Raw genomic sequence first — 16,723 nt, 5'->3', positions numbered from 1 at the left:
GGCGCCGGGATGTCTGGTCGCACAGGAAGGCGTCGGAGATGACCGCGATGACCACGGAGAGCGCTTGGGATGCTGTGGAGGGCTTCAAGCTCCCACGCGGCTACCGGGTGGAGATCACGGACGGGAAGATCATCATGACGCCACAGGGTATGGCCCAGTGGAAGGTCATCCTCAAGGCGGCCCCGCAGATCGAGGCGCAACTGGCGGGCAGGGGTGACATTCTGTCCGACGTCATGGTGGATTTCCCGTCCACTCTGTACGGCTACGCGCCCGACCTCGCTGTCGTCGCCCCGGGGGCGGAGCACAACAGTCGGGGCCGTTACGAGTGGCACGACCTCGAAGCCGTGCTCGAGGTCGTCGCAAAGTCGAACCAGGACAACGACTTCGTCAAGAAGCTCAAGCTGTACGCCGAGTGCGGGATTCCGACCTACGTGGTCATCGATCCGGCCGAGGCCGTGTGCACGGTCCACCGTGCACCGCAGCGTTCCGGCAGGTACGAGGACAGCGAGCAGGTGCCCTTCGGCGAAGACCTGCGGCTGCAGCTCGAAGGCCGGGAGATCGTGATCCGCACCGACGGTTTCCCGAGGGACCCCAGCTGACGGGTCGGCCCGGGGCGTCAGGGATAGTGGACGGGTGACCACGCTGCCTTCTCCTCGTACAGACGAGCCCGTTGCGGCCGTACCGGCCCCCGCAGGCCGCCGCAGCCTCGGGCTGATGCTGCTGCTGACCGCGCTCGGGGCCGTCCTGGTGCTGACCGCCGTCGGGCGGACCTGGGCGGAGGGGAAGGCCGGGGGGCAGCTGGAGGTCACTGTCACCGGCAGTGCCATCTCCGGGCTGCCCGGTGGGCTGGCGCTGGTTGCGCTGGCCGCCGCCGTGGCGGTGTTCGCCGTCCGGGGGGCGGGGCGGATCGCGGTCGGGGTCCTGGTGGTGCTGTCTGGTCTCGGGGTGGCCGTCTCGGCCGGGCTCGGGGCCGCCGACACCGGGGCGCTGGACTCGGAGGCCGCGCGCAAGCTCGCGCTGGTCAGCGCGCAGGCGGAGCAGGTCGGTCACACGGCCTGGCCGTGGGTGGCGTTGGCCGGTGGGCTGCTGCTGGCGCTGGCGGGCCTGCTGACCGCGCGGGACGGGCGCGGCTGGCCCGCGATGGGCGCCAGGTACGACGCCCCGACCCGGAAGGTGAAGGCCCGCGAGCGGTCGGCCGCGGCCACGGGGACCCCGGCCGAACTCTGGCAGGCGCTCGACCGTGGCGAAGATCCCACCGGCTGACCCCGGACCCCGCTTGGGGTCGGTCGCACCGGCCCGGCACAATGGGAGACGTCAACCCTCCCCGGCCTCCGGTCGGGGCGCCCCCACTGCGCGCCCCGCGCAGCCCGGCAGGGCCTCGTAGAACCAAGGAGTACCAGAGATGTCGGCAGCAGCGCACGGCCACAACCCCGCAGCCTGGACCGGCGTGACCATCGCCTTCGTCGGTTTCACGGTCAGCGGTGTCGCCATGATCATCCCCATGGTCTGGCTCTTCTGGGTCGGCATGGTCGTCGTCGTGCTCGCCGGCGTGATCGGCAAGGCGATGTCGATGGCCGGGCTCGGCAAGCCGGCCCACGGCCACCTGGCGCAGCACGCGATGGCCAAGGCCGCGGCTGCCGCCGAGCAGCCCGCCGCCGTCGCGGCAGCCTGACCGGGCACTGAGCCGGACCAGCTCCTGAGCCTGACCGGGCACTGAGCTTCCCTGTCACTGAGCTTCAGGCCCGCCCCCGACACCCGTACGCAGAACGACACCGTGGGCGGATCGCACGCCACGCCGCCGTTCGGCGTACGGGTGTCCGGCGTAGCGGCAGGGAAGAATCAGCGGCGTGAACGTTCCCGCCGCTCCGAAGCCCGCCGCCCCGCCGTCCTCGGTGCTGCGGCGGCTCAGCCGTCCGCTCGCCGCGTTGGCGGCGGTGGGCGTACCCACGCTGTACGTCGCGGCCGTGGACCCGAACGCTCCGGGCCACTACCCGACCTGTCCCGTGCTGCGGGCCACCGGCTGGTGGTGCCCGGGTTGCGGCGGGCTGCGGGCCGTGCACGCCCTCGCCCACGGCGACCTCACCACGGCGGGTCACGACAACCTGCTGGTCCTGGTGCTGGCGGGAGTGCTGGGGGTGCTCTGGCTGCGCTGGCTCTGGGCCGCGCTGACGGGGGGCCGGCCGCCGGGCTTCACCGTCAGCGCCAGGCAGACCGCCGGGCTCGTGCTGGTGCTCGCGCTCTTCATGATCTTCCGCAATCTCCCGGCCGGGGCCGGTCTGGCTCCGCCGACGGCTTAGAACCGACGGGCGGGAGGCGTACGGCAGTGCCGCCACGGCGTGCGAGCGCCACCGGAGCGTACGAATGGAACGCGCGCCGGTCCGCTCTCCGAGACGCGCGCCGGTCCGATGCGCTTCGCGCCCCCTGTGCCCGATACCATCGAAGGGCCGACGGGAGCGCATCGGGACAGGATCCTCACCGATCCGTGCGGAGCGCACCTGTGGACTTGACTGGATCCGCCAGGCCGGAGGACTCACCGCCCCCGGCACAGCTGGCCGAATGCCTAGCAGAATGAGTGGGGGCACCCGCGTGAGCGTGCTTGACGAGATCATCGACGGGGTTCGCCTGGACCTCGCCGAGCGACAGGCCCGGGTCACCCTGGACGAGCTCAAGGAGCTGGCAGCCAAGGCACCCGAGGCCAAGGACGGTGTCGCCGCGCTGCGCGGTGACAGTGTCCGGGTGATCTGCGAGGTCAAGCGCTCCAGCCCTTCGAAGGGCGCGCTCGCGGCGATCGCCGACCCGGCCGCCCTCGCGGCGGACTACGCCGCCGGTGGCGCGGCCGCGATCAGCGTGCTGACCGAGCAGCGCCGCTTCGGCGGCTCGCTCGCCGACCTCGACGCCGTCCGCGCCGCAGTGGACACCCCGCTGCTGCGCAAGGACTTCATCGTCACCGCGTACCAGCTGTGGGAGGCCCGCGCCCACGGCGCCGACCTCGCGCTGCTGATCGTCGCGGCGCTCGACCAGCCGGCCCTGGTCTCGCTGATCGAGCGGGCCGAGTCCATCGGGCTCACCCCGCTGGTCGAGGTCCACGACGAGGAGGAGATCGCCCGCGCGGTCGACGCCGGAGCGCGGATCATCGGCGTCAACGCCCGTAACCTCAAGACCCTCGAGGTGGACCGCAACACCTTCGGCAACGTGGTCGACGCCATCCCGGCGCACGTCGTCAAGGTCGCCGAGTCCGGTGTGCGCGGCCCGCACGACCTGATCGCGTACGCCAACCTCGGCGCCGACGCGGTCCTGGTCGGCGAGTCGCTGGTGACCGGCAAGGACCCGAAGGCCGCCGTCGCGGACCTGGTCGCCGCCGGTGCCCACCCCGCGCTGCGTCACGGGCGGGGCTGAGCAACAGCCATGTCACTGTCCACCCGTCTCGCTCCCGGTTGCCGCCCGCGCGGCTGCCGCGCGCCCGCGCGTCGGGTGCTGGGGCGGCGGGTGCGGTACGTGATCGGCTGCGAGCCTGGCCAGGTGCCGGGCAGCCGATGGCGCGGGACTCACGGCTGAGAAGGCCGTTCCGAGTCACTGTCGCTGCTCGATCACACCCAAGGACTTCTGCCATGTCCGAGAACGATTACCAGCCGGGCACCCAAGTCCCCGACGCCCGGGGCTACTTCGGCGCGTACGGCGGCCGCTTCATTCCGGAGGCGCTGGTCGCCGCCGTCGAGCAGGTCGCCGAGGAGTACGAGAAGGCCAAGGCCGATCCGGCGTTCGCCGCCGAGTTGGACGCCCTGCTCAAGGACTACACCGGGCGCCCGAGCCCGCTCACCGATGTGCACCGGTTCTCCGCCGAGGCGGGTGGTGCGCGCATCCTGCTCAAGCGCGAGGACCTGAACCACACCGGCTCGCACAAGATCAACAATGTGCTCGGCCAGGCGCTGCTGACCCGCCGGATGGGCAAGACCCGGATCATCGCCGAGACCGGCGCCGGACAGCACGGGGTCGCCACCGCGACCGCCTGCGCGCTCTTCGGCTTCGACTGCACCATCTACATGGGCGAGGTCGACACCGAGCGCCAGGCGCTCAACGTGGCCCGGATGCGGATGCTCGGCGCGGAGGTCATCGCCGTGAAGTCCGGCAGCCGCACGCTCAAGGACGCCATCAACGAGGCGTTCCGGGACTGGGTCGCCAACGTCGACTCGACCCACTACCTGTTCGGCACGGTGGCGGGCCCGCACCCCTTCCCGATGATGGTCCGCGACTTCCACCGCGTCATCGGCATCGAGGCCCGCGAACAGGTCCTCGAGCGCACCGGCAGGCTGCCGGACGCCGTGGTCGCCTGTGTCGGTGGTGGTTCCAACGCGATGGGCATCTTCCACGAGTTCATCCCGGACGCGGGCGTCCGCCTGATCGGCTGCGAGGCGGCCGGCGAGGGCGCGGAGACCCCGAGGCACGCCGCCACCCTCACCAAGGGCGACCCGGGCGTGCTGCACGGCTCCCGGACGTACGTGCTGCAGGACGAGGACGGCCAGACCATCGAGTCGCACTCGATCTCGGCCGGCCTGGACTACCCCGGCGTCGGCCCCGAGCACGCCTGGCTCAAGGACACCGGCCGCGCCGAGTACCGCCCGGTCACCGACGACCAGGCGATGCAGGCGCTGCGGCTGCTGTCGCGCACCGAGGGCATCATCCCGGCCATCGAGAGCGCGCACGCGCTGGCCGGCGCCCTGGTGCTGGGCCGCGAGCTGGGCCCGGAGGCGACCATCCTGGTCTCGCTCTCCGGTCGTGGCGACAAGGACATGCACACCGCCGCCGAGTACTTCGGCCTCTACGACAGCGAGGGCAAGTGACCATGGGCTCGAAGCTCAGCCAGACCCTCGCCGCCGCCAAGGCCGAGAACCGCGCGGCCCTGATCGGCTACCTCCCGGCCGGGTTCCCGACGATCGAGGGCGGCATCAAGGCGGCCCGGGCCCTGATCGAGGGCGGCTGCGACATCGTCGAGGTCGGCCTCCCGCACTCCGACCCGGTGCTGGACGGTCCGACCATCCAGACCGCCGACGACATCGCGCTGCGCGGCGGCGTCCGGATCAAGGACGTGCTGCGCACCGTCGCCGAGGTGGCGGCGGGCACCGACGCGCCGGTGCTGGTCATGACGTACTGGAACCCGGTGGACCGGTACGGCGTCGCCCGCTTCGCCGCCGACCTGGCCGCCGCCGGGGGAGCGGGCTGCATCCTGCCCGACCTCCCGGTCGAGGAGTCCGAGGAGTGGCGCAAGGCCGCCGGGGAGCACGGCCTGGACACCGTCTTCGTGGTCGCCCCCAGCAGCAAGGACCCGCGTCTGGCCGAGGTCACGGCCGCCGGCAGCGGTTTCGTGTACGCGGCCGCCGTGATGGGCGTGACGGGCACCCGGGCGGCCGTCGGCAACCTCGCCGAGGACCTGGTCGCCCGTACCCGGGCCACCACCGACCTGCCGGTCTGTGTCGGCCTCGGCGTCTCCACCGCCGACCAGGCGGCCCGGGTGGCGGGCTTCGCGGACGGCGTGATCGTCGGCTCCGCGTTCGTCCAGCGGATCCTGGACGCCGACGGTGACGAGGCCGCCGCCCTGACCGCCGTCCGCGCACTGGCCGGCGAACTCGCGGAGGGCGTCCGCCGCAGGTAGCCGGGGGCAACCAGTCACAACAGGGGCGTGTGGGGGTACCTCCCGGCCGAAGGCTGGGGGAGAACTGCGCGAGATCGGAAGGCACCGGCCGGTGCCCTCCGCTTCGCGCAGTTCCCCGCGCCCCTTGTGGTTTCCCAGGCGTGTTGGCAAGTCGGTGGCCCCGTACGAGTGAACAGTGAGGCCGCCACGCATCAGTGGGGATTGACCGGCGTTGAGTGGAGGGACGAGTTGAGGTGCTCTCCGCCTCGCGTGGTTCGTGCACTGTTCAACCAATGCCGGGCGGTCGAGCGACCGCCGAGACCTATCGAAGGAGCTGCCGGTGCCGGTCCTCCAGCGGGCAGTCGTCCTGCGGGCCGCTGCCGCCGTCCTGGCGCTGACCGCAGCGGTCGGCGCGGAGGCCGCGGTCGGACACGCGCTGGCCAGGCGGGGTGCGGAGCGCGCCGAGCGGGAGGCGTACGTGTGCGGTGAGGTGGCCCGGCTGGCCACGGCGGAGCGGGCCGGCCGGTCGCAGAGTGACGGCAGGCCGGAGTTGACCACCGTGCGGGTGAGACGCCACTGCCTCCCGGGGGACCGTTGAGGGCGGTCGGCCGATGCTGGAAATAATCGGACATACACTCAGATCCGTCACTCATTAGGCTTAACGCGCGAATGTGGAGGAACTGCCCCTCATCCCCTACGGTTCATCAGGTGGCGTGCGTGCGGCCACGCCAGGACGTGACTCCGAGGGGGTATCCAGATGGCCGGTGGGCAGATGTCGGAGCCGCGCGGCGGCTTCTCGCTGCGCCGTGCGGTGGACGGGCCGGCGGGGGAGTGGTTCGGCCTGGCCGTCCGGCTCGGCCTCGCGGTGGTCTGGGCCTGGGCGGGGTTGGCGAAGGTCTCCGACCCCGCTGCGGCCGCACAGGCCGTCCGGGCCTACGAGATCCTCCCCGAATCGCTGGTGAAGCCGGTCGGGTACGCGTTGCCGTTCCTGGAACTCGCGCTGGCCCTGCTGCTGGCGGTCGGGCTGGGGGTGCGGGCCGTCGCCGTCATCTCCGGCCTGCTGCTGCTCACCTTCATCGGCGGGATCAGCTCCGCCTGGGCGCGCGGCATCTCGATCGACTGCGGCTGCTTCGGTGGCGGCGGGGCGGTCGCCGCCTCCCAGACCGAGTACCTGCAGGAGATCCTGCGCGACACCGGCTTCCTGCTGATGGCGGCCTGGCTGGCGTTCCGGCCCCGGACGAAGCTCTCGGTCGACGCCTGGCTCGCCATGTAGCGACCCAGGTGGCGGCACCCTCGCCGCGTGCCCGCCGCACTCCCGCCCCACCGCAACAGAAATCCATCGGCCCCCACCTTGGACGTACCGAGCAATGAGTGAGAAGAACCGAGAAGGCAAGCGCACCGCCCGCGAGCGGATGCAGGAGGAGCGGGCGGCCGAGGAGGCCCGTAGCAGGCGCAACAGGAAACTGGTGGTCAGCGGCGTCGTGCTGGCGGTCGTCGCCATCGCGGCGGTGGTCGGCGTGGTGGTGCAGAACCAGCGTTCCAAGCCGGAGACCCCGGTCTCCGCACCCGTCGGCGCGATCGGCCCGAAGAACCTGGTGATCCCGGACGGCCCCGCCAACGCGCCGTCCGTGCTCACCGTCTACGAGGACCCGCGCTGCCCGGCCTGCGGTGCGTTCGAGCGTCAGTTCTCGGCCACCGTCGACCAGTTGCAGGACCAGGGCAAGGTGTACAACAACTACCACCTGGTCTCGTTCATCGACCGCTCGCTCGGCGGCAAGGGCTCCAAGCTCGGCGCCAACGCGCTGGCCTGCGCCCAGGACGCGGGCAAGTTCCGCGACTACCACGACGTGCTCTACAAGAACCAGCCCGACGAGACCTCGGACGCCTTCGGCAGCAACGCCACGCTGATCAGCCTGGCCAAGCAGGTCCCGGGCCTGGACACCCCGGTCTTCGAGAGCTGCGTCAACAGCAACAAGTACAGCGGCTGGGTGTCGGCGGTGCAGCAGGACTTCGACAAGTCCAGCTACAAGTCCACCCCGACCATCCTGCTGAACGGCACCCCGATCTACCCGAAGAAGGGCGACGAGGAGATCAGCCCGGACAACCTGGTCAAGTGGATCGACGCGGCCAACCAGGGCAAGCCCCTGGGCACCACGGGAGCCGCGTCCGCCAGCCCGGCCCCGAGCAGCACCGCCGCACCGAGCGGCAGCACCGCACCGAGCAGCACAGCGCAGCCGAGCGCCACGCCGTCCCCCTGAGGCGCCGCACCCCGGACGACGACGGCCCGCCGTACCCCGCTCCGGGGTGCGGCGGGCCGTCTGTTCGCAAGCTGTGACCGGCGCCGGTGCCAGATCAGCGGCGCGCGCACGGTAGCGTCGACCTTGCCATGAATATCGCTTACATTCCGAGCCCGTCGCGAGGCGTCCTCCATCTGGGGCCAGTCCCGCTGCGCGCGTACGCCTTCTGCATCATCATCGGTGTCGTCGTGGCCGTCTGGCTCGGCAGCAAGCGCTGGGTCGCCCGGGGCGGTGCCAAGCACACGGTCGGTGACATCGCCGTCTGGGCGGTGCCGTTCGGCCTGGTCGGCGGCCGCCTCTACCACGTGATCACCGACAACCAGCTGTACTTCGGGCCCGGCAAGGACCCGTGGAACGCCTTCAAGATCTGGGAGGGCGGCCTCGGCATCTGGGGTGCCATCGCGCTCGGCGCGGTCGGTGCCTGGATCGGCTGCCGCCGCCGAGGGGTCCCGCTGCCCGCGTACGCCGACGCCATCGCGCCGGGCATCGCGCTGGCGCAGGCCTGCGGCCGCTGGGGCAACTGGTTCAACCAGGAGCTCTACGGCAAGGCGACCACGCTGCCCTGGGGTCTGCACATCCACAAGGTCAACCCCGACGGCACGATCACCGACGGCATCTTCCAGCCGACCTTTCTCTACGAGTCGCTCTGGTGCGTCGGCGTGGCGCTGCTGGTGCTCTGGGCCGACCGCCGGTTCACCCTCGGCCACGGCCGCGCCTTCGCGCTGTACGTCGCCGCGTACACCGTGGGCCGGGCCTGGATCGAGTACCTGCGGATCGACGAGGCGCATCACATCCTGGGCCTGCGGCTCAACGACTGGACCTCGATCGTGGTCTTCGCCGGCGCGATGGCCTACCTGCTGATCGTGGGCCGCAAGCGCCCCGGACGGGAGGCCCCCGACTCGATCGATCCGGCCGCCCACGAGCCCGAGTTGACCCAGTCCGACGAGAATGACCAGGCCCTGGAGAAGGACTTGGACAAGGACCTGAAGAACCACTCCTGACCTGCCTCCGCGCCGCGTCCGGGCCGCCTGCCAGCTTGTCTGGCGGCGGCCTTCGCGCTGTTCGGACAGCCTTACTTTGCTGGAATGTGCCAGTCCATCCGACTACGTTCAACAGAGTGAGAGCCCTGCGGGCGGCCACCAGCACGGCCCGGGCCGGGCCGGCCCACCGCCGGGGGGACATCTATTCGGAGGCTGTAACACCGTGAGCACAACCATTGCCGAGCCCGTTGCCGACGAGCAGCCCAAGCCCCGGATACCCGTGGAGGGCCACCACCGGGACGTGAACGGCGGCTGGCTGCGCCCCGCCGTCTTCGGTGCGATGGACGGCCTGGTGTCCAACTTCGCGCTGATGACGGGCGTGGTCGGTGGCAACGTCGGCAACAGCGCGGTGATCCTGACCGGCCTGGCCGGGCTGGCCGCCGGTGCCTGCTCGATGGCGGCGGGGGAGTACACCTCGGTCGCCTCGCAGCGCGAGCTGGTCGAGGCGGAGATCGAGGCCGAGCGCCTGGAGCTGAGCCGCAACCCGCACGGTGAGCTGGCCGAGCTGGCGCAGCTGTACGTGTCGCGCGGCGTCGAGCCCGCGCTCGCCCACGAGGTCGCCCGGCAGCTCTCGGCGGACCCGGACCAGACGCTGGAGATCCACGCCCGCGAGGAACTCGGCATCGACCCGCACGACCTGCCGTCGCCGCTGGTGGCCGCCTCCTCCTCGTTCGTCTGCTTCGCGCTGGGCGCGCTGCTGCCGCTGCTGCCGTACCTGCTGGGTGCCACCTCGCTGGTGCCGGCGCTGGTGCTGTCGCTGATCGGGCTCTTCGTCTGCGGCGCGGTGGTGGCCAGGGTGACGGCCCGGGCCTGGTGGTTCAGTGGTCTGCGGCAGCTGCTGCTGGGTGGCGCGGCGGCCGGCGTGACGTACGTGCTGGGTCTTCTCATCGGCGGGCACGTCGGCTAGTCCGCGCCGTGCGGGTCCCATCGGGGCGCGGGGAGCTGTGTGACCAGGGCACTACGAGGTGCGTGGCTGGTCGCGCAGTTCGCCGCGCCCCTTGTGGTTAGCCACCCGGATGGGTTCGTGCGATGTGACAGGGTGCTGCATGGGTATGCCGGTGGATGCGTGACGTTCCGCACATGGGTTAAGCCCGTTGACCTGGCCTAACCTCGCCAGTGGACGAGTTGGCCCACAGATTCGTGCCTGGCGGTCGGTTGCCGGGGGTGGAATCCTAGGTGGTGCCGATTCCGGAATGTGGACGGGGGATTTCGCCCCTGTTTCGCTGCCGTCCGGCCCGGGCACACTGGTGGCAGCGCGCGGACGAACGCTCGCCTTCCCCCTTCCGGCTACTGGCTGGTAATAGCCTCTGAGCTGGGAACTGTGTCCGCGATGTGGACGGGATATTCCACTTCTCGGGATTTCCGGCATCATGTAACCTGCACGAAATCGCAGAGGGCCAACGTCGTCCCTATTGCCAACACGCACTTGCCAAAAGACGACGACGGGAGAGCCGATGCTGTCTGCATCCATGCACTCCGCCAACGAGCCCCAGCGGGCCGGCGCCGCGCGCCAGCCCTACGCGCTCGTTCCGGATGCGCGACCTGCTGCTCAGGGCCTGTACGACCCGAGGAACGAGCATGACGCCTGCGGCGTCGGCTTCGTCGCCACACTGACCGGTATCGCCGACCACAAGATCGTCGAGCAGGCGCTCACGGTCCTGCGCAACCTGGAGCACCGAGGCGCCACCGGCGCCGACCCGGACTCCGGTGACGGCGCGGGCATCCTGACCCAGATCCCGGACGCCTTCCTGCGCTCCAAGGTCTCCTTCGAACTGCCCGCAGCGGGCTCGTACGCCGTCGGCATCGCCTTCCTCCCCGACGAGGACGACGCCGCCGCAGCTGCCGCCGCCCAGGTCGACGCCATTGCTGCCGAAGAGGGCCTGACCGTCCTCGGCTGGCGCGAGGTGCCCGTCGCCCCCGACCTGCTCGGCGCCTCCGCCCGCTCGGTGATGCCGCGCTTCGCGCAGTTCTTCGTCGGCCACGCCGAGAAGACCGGGCTGGTCCTGGACCGCACCGCGTTCATCGTGCGCAAGCGCGCCGAGCGCGAGGCCGGGGTGTACTTCCCGTCGCTCTCCGCCCGCACCATCGTCTACAAGGGCATGCTGACCACCGGCCAGCTGGAACCCTTCTTCCCCGACCTGTCGGACCGGCTCTACGCCTCCGCCATCGGCCTGGTGCACTCGCGCTTCTCCACCAACACCTTCCCGAGCTGGCCGCTCGCCCACCCGTACCGCTTCGTCGCGCACAACGGCGAGATCAACACGGTCAAGGGCAACCGGAACTGGATGACGGCCCGCGAGTCCCAGCTCGCCTCCGACGTGCTGCCGGGCGACCTGAGCCGGATCTTCCCGATCTGCACCCCGGACCACTCCGACTCGGCGTCCTTCGACGAGGTCCTGGAGCTGCTGCACCTCGGCGGCCGCTCGCTGCCGCACTCGGTGCTGATGATGATCCCGGAGGCGTGGGAGAACCACGCCACCATGCAGCCCGCCCGCCGCGCCTTCTACCAGTACCACTCCAACCTGATGGAGCCCTGGGACGGCCCGGCCTGCGTCACCTTCACCGACGGCACCCAGATCGGCGCGGTCCTGGACCGCAACGGCCTGCGCCCGGCCCGGTACTGGGTCACCGAGGACGGCCTGGTCGTGCTCTCCTCCGAGGTCGGCGTGCTCGACCTCGACCAGGAGAAGATCGTCAAGAAGGGCCGGCTGCAGCCCGGCAAGATGTTCCTGATCGACACCGCCGAGCACCGCATCGTCGAGGATTCGGAGCTCAAGGCGCAGCTCGCCGCCGAGCACCCGTACCAGGAGTGGGTGGCCGCCGGGCAGATCCAGCTCTCCCAGCTGCCCGAGCGCGAGCACATCCACCACACTCACGCCTCGGTCACCCGCCGCCAGCAGACCTTCGGCTACACCGAGGAGGAGCTGCGGGTCATCCTCGCCCCGATGGCGAAGACCGGCGGCGAGGCGCTCGGCTCGATGGGCACCGACAGCCCGATCGCCGCGCTCTCCGAGAAGCCCCGGCTGCTCTTCGACTATTTCGTCCAGCTCTTCGCGCAGGTCACCAACCCGCCGCTGGACTCCATCCGCGAGGAGCTCGTCACCTCGCTGCTGAGCAACCTCGGCCCCGAAGGCAACCTGCTCGCGGCCGAGGCCGCGCACTGCCGCTCGGTGGGCATCACCTTCCCGGTGATCGACAACGACGAGCTCGCCAAGCTGATCCACATCAACGCCGACGGCGACCAGGCCGGCCTGAAGGCCGTCACGCTCTCCGGCCTCTACAAGGTCTCCGGCGGCGGCGAGGCGCTCGCCGCCCGCCTGAAGGCCATCGCCGACGAGGCCGACGCCGCGATCGCCGACGGCACCCGCATCCTGGTCCTCTCCGACCGCCACTCGGACGCCGAGCACGCGCCGATCCCGTCGCTGCTGCTCACCTCCGCCGTGCACCACCACCTGATCCGCACCAAGCAGCGCACCCAGACCGCGCTGCTGGTCGAGGCCGGTGACGTCCGCGAGGTCCACCACGTGGCCCTGCTGATCGGCTACGGCGCCGGCGCGGTCAACCCGTACCTGGCGATGGAGTCCGTCGAGGACCTGGTCGCCCAGGGCACCTTCCTCACCGGCCTGGAGCCCGAGAAGGCCATCAAGAACCTGATCAAGGCGCTCGGCAAGGGTGTCCTCAAGGTCATGTCGAAGATGGGCATCTCCACCGTCGCCTCCTACCGGGGCGCCCAGGTCTTCGAGTCGATCGGCCTCTCCCAGGAGCTGGTGGACGCCTACTTCGCCGGTACCACCACCAAGCTCGGCGGCATCGGCCTGGCCGAGGTCGCCAGGGAGGTGGCCGCCCGGCACGCCAAGGCGTACCCGGCCTCCGGCATCTCCGCCGCGCACCGCGCGCTGGACATCGGCGGCGAGTACCAGTGGCGCCGCGAGGGCGAGCCGCACCTGTTCGACCCGGACACCGTCTTCCGCCTGCAGCACTCCACCCGCTCGCGCCGGTACGACATCTTCAAGCAGTACACCGGGCGGGTGAACGAGCAGTCCGAGCGCCTGATGACCCTGCGCGGGCTCTTCAAGCTGGACGCGGGCGGCCGGACCCCGATCTCGATAGACGAGGTCGAGCCGGTCTCCGAGATCGTCCGGCGGTTCTCCACCGGCGCGATGTCGTACGGGTCCATCTCCATGGAGGCGCACGAGACGCTCGCCATCGCGATGAACCGCCTCGGCGGCAAGTCCAACACCGGTGAGGGCGGCGAGGACCCGGAGCGCCTGTACGACCCCGAGCGCCGTTCGGCGATCAAGCAGGTCGCCTCCGGCCGGTTCGGCGTCACCAGCGAGTACCTGGTCAACGCCGACGACATCCAGATCAAGATGGCCCAGGGCGCCAAGCCCGGCGAGGGCGGCCAGCTGCCCGGCCACAAGGTCTACCCGTGGGTCGCCAAGACCCGGCACTCCACCCCGGGCGTCGGCCTGATCTCGCCGCCGCCGCACCACGACATCTACTCCATCGAGGATCTGGCCCAGCTGATCCACGACCTCAAGAACGCCAACCCGGCGGCCCGCATCCACGTGAAGCTGGTCTCCGAGGTCGGCATCGGCACGGTCGCGGCGGGTGTCTCGAAGGCGCACGCGGACGTGGTGCTGGTCTCCGGCCACGACGGCGGTACGGGCGCGTCCCCGCTGACCTCGCTGAAGCACGCGGGCGGCCCCTGGGAGCTCGGCCTCGCCGAGACCCAGCAGACGCTGCTGCTCAACGGCCTGCGCGACCGGATCGTGGTCCAGACCGACGGCCAGCTCAAGACCGGCCGGGACGTGGTCATCGCCGCGCTGCTCGGCGCCGAGGAGTTCGGTTTCGCGACCGCGCCGCTCGTCGTCTCCGGCTGCATCATGATGCGCGTCTGCCACCTGGACACCTGCCCGGTCGGCGTCGCCACCCAGAACCCGGTGCTGCGCGAGCGCTTCTCCGGCAAGCCCGAGTTCGTGGTGAACTTCTTCGAGTTCATCGCGGAGGAGGTCCGGGAGATCCTCGCCGAGCTGGGCTTCCGCTCGATCGAGGAGGCCGTCGGCCACGCCGAGCACATCGACGCCGCCGACGCGATCACCCACTGGAAGGCCGCCGGTCTCGACCTGACCCCGCTCTTCCACGTGCCCGAGCTGCCCGAGGGCACCGCGCTGCACAACACCACCACCCAGGACCACTCGCTCGACAAGGCGCTGGACAACGAGCTGATCGCGCTCTCCGCCGAGGCGCTGGAGCACGGCGAGACCGTCCGGATCCAGCTGCCGATCCGCAACGTCAACCGCACGGTCGGCACCATGCTCGGCCACGAGGTGACCAAGCGGTACCGGGGCGAGGGCCTGCCCGAGGGGACGATCGACGTCACCTTCACCGGCAGCGCCGGCCAGTCCTTCGGCGCCTTCCTGCCGCGCGGCATCACGCTGCGGCTGGAGGGCGACGCCAACGACTACGTCGGCAAGGGTCTCTCCGGCGGGGTGGTCATCGTCCGCCCGGCGCGGGAGGCGGCCGCCATCGGCGCCGACGCCCAGCACCACGTGATCGCGGGCAACACCATCGGGTACGGCGCCACCAGCGGCCGGATCCACCTGCGCGGCAAGGCCGGTGAGCGTTTCGCCGTCCGTAACTCCGGTGCCACCCTGGTCGTCGAGGGCGTGGGCGACCACGGCCTGGAGTACATGACCGGCGGCCGGGTCGTCGTCCTCGGCGAGACCGGGCGTAACCTGGCAGCGGGCATGTCCGGCGGTATCGCGTACGTCCTGGACCTGCGCCCCGCGAACGTGAACGACGGCATGGTGGGCATCGAGGCCCCGACCGCCGCCGACCGCGAATGGCTGCGCCAGACGGTGCAGCAGCACTACGAGGAGACCGGCTCCACCGTCGCCGCCGCGCTCCTGGCCGACTGGGGCAGCGGGGTCTCCCGCTTCACCAAGATCATGCCGACCGACTACAAGGCTGTGCTCGCCGCCAAGGATGCCGCTGAGCGCGACGGGCTCTCCGAGTCCGAGACCACTCGCAAGATGATGGAGGCGGCACGTGGCTGACCCGAAGGGCTTCCTGACCACGCCCAAGCAGCTCGCCGAGCGGCGACCGGTCGATGTCCGGCTTCGTGACTGGAACGAGGTCTACGTCGAACGCAGTCTGCTGCCGATCATCACCAAGCAGGCCGGCCGCTGCATGGACTGCGGCATCCCGTTCTGCCACAACGGCTGCCCGCTCGGGAACCTGATCCCCGAGTGGAACGACCTCTCCTACCGGGAGGACTGGACCGGCGCGATCGAGCGGCTGCACGCGACCAACAACTTCCCGGAGTTCACCGGCCGCCTCTGCCCGGCTCCCTGCGAGTCCGCGTGCGTGCTGGGGATCAACCAGGACGCGGTGACCATCAAGAACGTCGAGGTCACCATCATCGACAAGGCATGGGACCGTGGCGGGGTCACCCCGCAGATCCCCGAGCGCCTCTCCGGCAAGACCGTCGCCGTCGTCGGCTCCGGCCCCGCCGGGCTCGCCGTCGCCCAGCAGCTCACCCGGGCCGGGCACACCGTGGTGGTGTACGAGCGCGCCGACCGGATCGGCGGCCTGCTGCGCTACGGCATCCCCGAGTTCAAGATGGAGAAGCGCCACATCAACCGCCGCATCGAGCAGATGCGCGCGGAGGGCACCCGCTTCCGTACCGGCGTGCACGTCGGCGAGGACATCACCGGGCAGCAGCTGCGGGAGCGCTTCGACGCGGTGGTGCTGGCGGCCGGTGCGACGACCGCCCGTGACCTGCCCGTCCCCGGCCGGGAGTTCAAGGGCATCCACCAGGCGATGGAGTACCTGCCGCTGGCCAACAAGGTGCAGGAGGGCGACTTCGTCGAGCCCCCCATCAGCGCCAAGGGCAAGCACGTCATCGTCATCGGCGGCGGCGACACCGGCGCCGACTGCCTCGGCACGGCCCTGCGGCAGGGCGCGGCCTCGGTCACCCAGCTGGAGATCATGCCGCGCCCGAGCGACGAGCGCCCCGGACACCAGCCCTGGCCGACCATGCCGATGACGTACAAGGTCACCTCGGCGCACGAGGAGGGCGGTGAGCGCGTCTACGCGGTCAACACCACCCACTTCACCGGCGACGAGGACGGCAACGTCTCGGAACTCCACCTCGTCGAGGTCGAGTTCAAGGACGGCCGGTTCCAGCCGATCGAGGGCACCGAGCGCTCGATCCCGGCGCAGCTGGTCACCCTGGCGATGGGCTTCACCGGCACCGACGTCCGGAACGGCCTGGTCGAGCAGCTGGGCGTCGAACTCGACGCCCGGGGTAATATCGACCGGGACGCAGCGTTCGCCACCAGTGTCGATGGCGTGTACGTCTGCGGTGACGCCGGGCGCGGCCAGTCGCTGATCGTCTGGGCCATCGCCGAGGGCCGGTCCGCGGCCGCCGCCGTGGACAAGTACCTGGGTGGCAAGACCGCCCTGCCCGCACCGATCCGCCCCACCGACCGCCCCCTGGTGGTCTGACCGCCCCTTGAGGTGGCTGACCCTCGGGGTGGCTGAAAAATCCCTCACCCATTACCGCCGGATGTTCCCCGTCCGGCTGCTCCACCCGCCGACCCGCCAGAGCTGCCGGGCCAATGCGGTCCTTCGGCGCCTGCCCCCTCCCCGACCAAGTTGGGGGCAGGCGCCGTTCCGTGTTTCCCCTCGGGCCCGGGCCCGGTGCCCAAGCTGTGCGGTTTCTGACAGTCCGCCGGTAACGGGACCGTTTGCTG

At 71.0% G+C, this 16,723-nt stretch carries 14 protein-coding genes; all 14 read left to right on the top strand.

The window, feature by feature from the left end:
- The first annotated feature begins 38 nt into the window (after positions 1–38).
- Positions 39–599, top strand: coding sequence for a Uma2 family endonuclease (locus P3T29_RS18070; protein ID WP_280717524.1), 561 nt, complete (start codon positions 39–41; stop codon positions 597–599).
- 34 nt (positions 600–633) lie between these two features.
- Positions 634–1,263, top strand: a complete 630-nt coding sequence (locus tag P3T29_RS18065; protein ID WP_280717523.1) for a TIGR02234 family membrane protein — start codon at positions 634–636, stop codon at positions 1,261–1,263.
- 139 nt (positions 1,264–1,402) lie between these two features.
- A complete protein-coding gene (locus P3T29_RS18060; RefSeq protein ID WP_280717522.1) occupies positions 1,403–1,672 on the top strand; it encodes an HGxxPAAW family protein in 270 nt (89 codons plus the stop codon).
- Positions 1,673–1,847: 175 nt separating this feature from the next.
- Complete coding sequence (locus tag P3T29_RS18055; RefSeq protein ID WP_280717521.1) at positions 1,848–2,297, top strand: DUF2752 domain-containing protein; 450 nt, start codon at positions 1,848–1,850, stop codon at positions 2,295–2,297.
- 289 nt (positions 2,298–2,586) lie between these two features.
- Positions 2,587–3,396, top strand: coding sequence for an indole-3-glycerol phosphate synthase TrpC (gene trpC, locus P3T29_RS18050; RefSeq protein ID WP_280717520.1), 810 nt, complete (start codon positions 2,587–2,589; stop codon positions 3,394–3,396).
- A 212-nt stretch (positions 3,397–3,608) separates the two neighbouring features.
- A complete protein-coding gene (gene trpB, locus P3T29_RS18045; protein WP_280717519.1) occupies positions 3,609–4,838 on the top strand; it encodes a tryptophan synthase subunit beta in 1,230 nt (409 codons plus the stop codon).
- Positions 4,839–4,840: 2 nt separating this feature from the next.
- The gene (gene trpA, locus P3T29_RS18040; RefSeq protein ID WP_280717579.1) at positions 4,841–5,647 is read left to right on the top strand and encodes a tryptophan synthase subunit alpha; all 807 of its coding nucleotides are present in this window, start codon (positions 4,841–4,843) and stop codon (positions 5,645–5,647) included.
- Between the two features lie 319 nt (positions 5,648–5,966).
- On the top strand, positions 5,967–6,224 hold the full coding sequence (locus P3T29_RS18035) for a hypothetical protein (RefSeq protein ID WP_280717517.1): 258 nt from the start codon (positions 5,967–5,969) through the stop codon (positions 6,222–6,224).
- 159 nt (positions 6,225–6,383) lie between these two features.
- On the top strand, positions 6,384–6,899 hold the full coding sequence (locus P3T29_RS18030; RefSeq protein ID WP_280717516.1) for a MauE/DoxX family redox-associated membrane protein: 516 nt from the start codon (positions 6,384–6,386) through the stop codon (positions 6,897–6,899).
- 94 nt (positions 6,900–6,993) lie between these two features.
- Positions 6,994–7,884 (top strand): thioredoxin domain-containing protein, encoded by an 891-nt coding sequence (locus tag P3T29_RS18025; protein WP_280717515.1) that lies wholly within the window; start codon positions 6,994–6,996, stop codon positions 7,882–7,884.
- Between the two features lie 128 nt (positions 7,885–8,012).
- The gene (lgt, locus tag P3T29_RS18020; protein ID WP_280717514.1) at positions 8,013–8,924 is read left to right on the top strand and encodes a prolipoprotein diacylglyceryl transferase; all 912 of its coding nucleotides are present in this window, start codon (positions 8,013–8,015) and stop codon (positions 8,922–8,924) included.
- A 214-nt stretch (positions 8,925–9,138) separates the two neighbouring features.
- Complete coding sequence (locus tag P3T29_RS18015) at positions 9,139–9,870, top strand: VIT1/CCC1 transporter family protein (RefSeq protein WP_280717578.1); 732 nt, start codon at positions 9,139–9,141, stop codon at positions 9,868–9,870.
- Positions 9,871–10,417: 547 nt separating this feature from the next.
- Positions 10,418–15,022: a glutamate synthase large subunit gene (gltB, locus tag P3T29_RS18010; RefSeq protein ID WP_280717513.1), complete on the top strand. Its 4,605-nt coding sequence runs from the start codon at positions 10,418–10,420 to the stop codon at positions 15,020–15,022.
- Positions 15,015–16,475, top strand: coding sequence for a glutamate synthase subunit beta (locus tag P3T29_RS18005; protein ID WP_280717512.1), 1,461 nt, complete (start codon positions 15,015–15,017; stop codon positions 16,473–16,475). Before gltB ends, P3T29_RS18005 begins: the two co-directional genes overlap by 8 nt.
- The last annotated feature ends 248 nt before the right edge of the window (positions 16,476–16,723 follow it).

The sequence above is a fragment of the Kitasatospora sp. MAP5-34 genome (assembly GCF_029894335.1).
Classification (GTDB): domain Bacteria; phylum Actinomycetota; class Actinomycetes; order Streptomycetales; family Streptomycetaceae; genus Kitasatospora.
The sequence above is the reverse complement of the archived record's forward strand: the minus strand, read 5'-3'. Positions and strand labels throughout refer to the sequence as shown.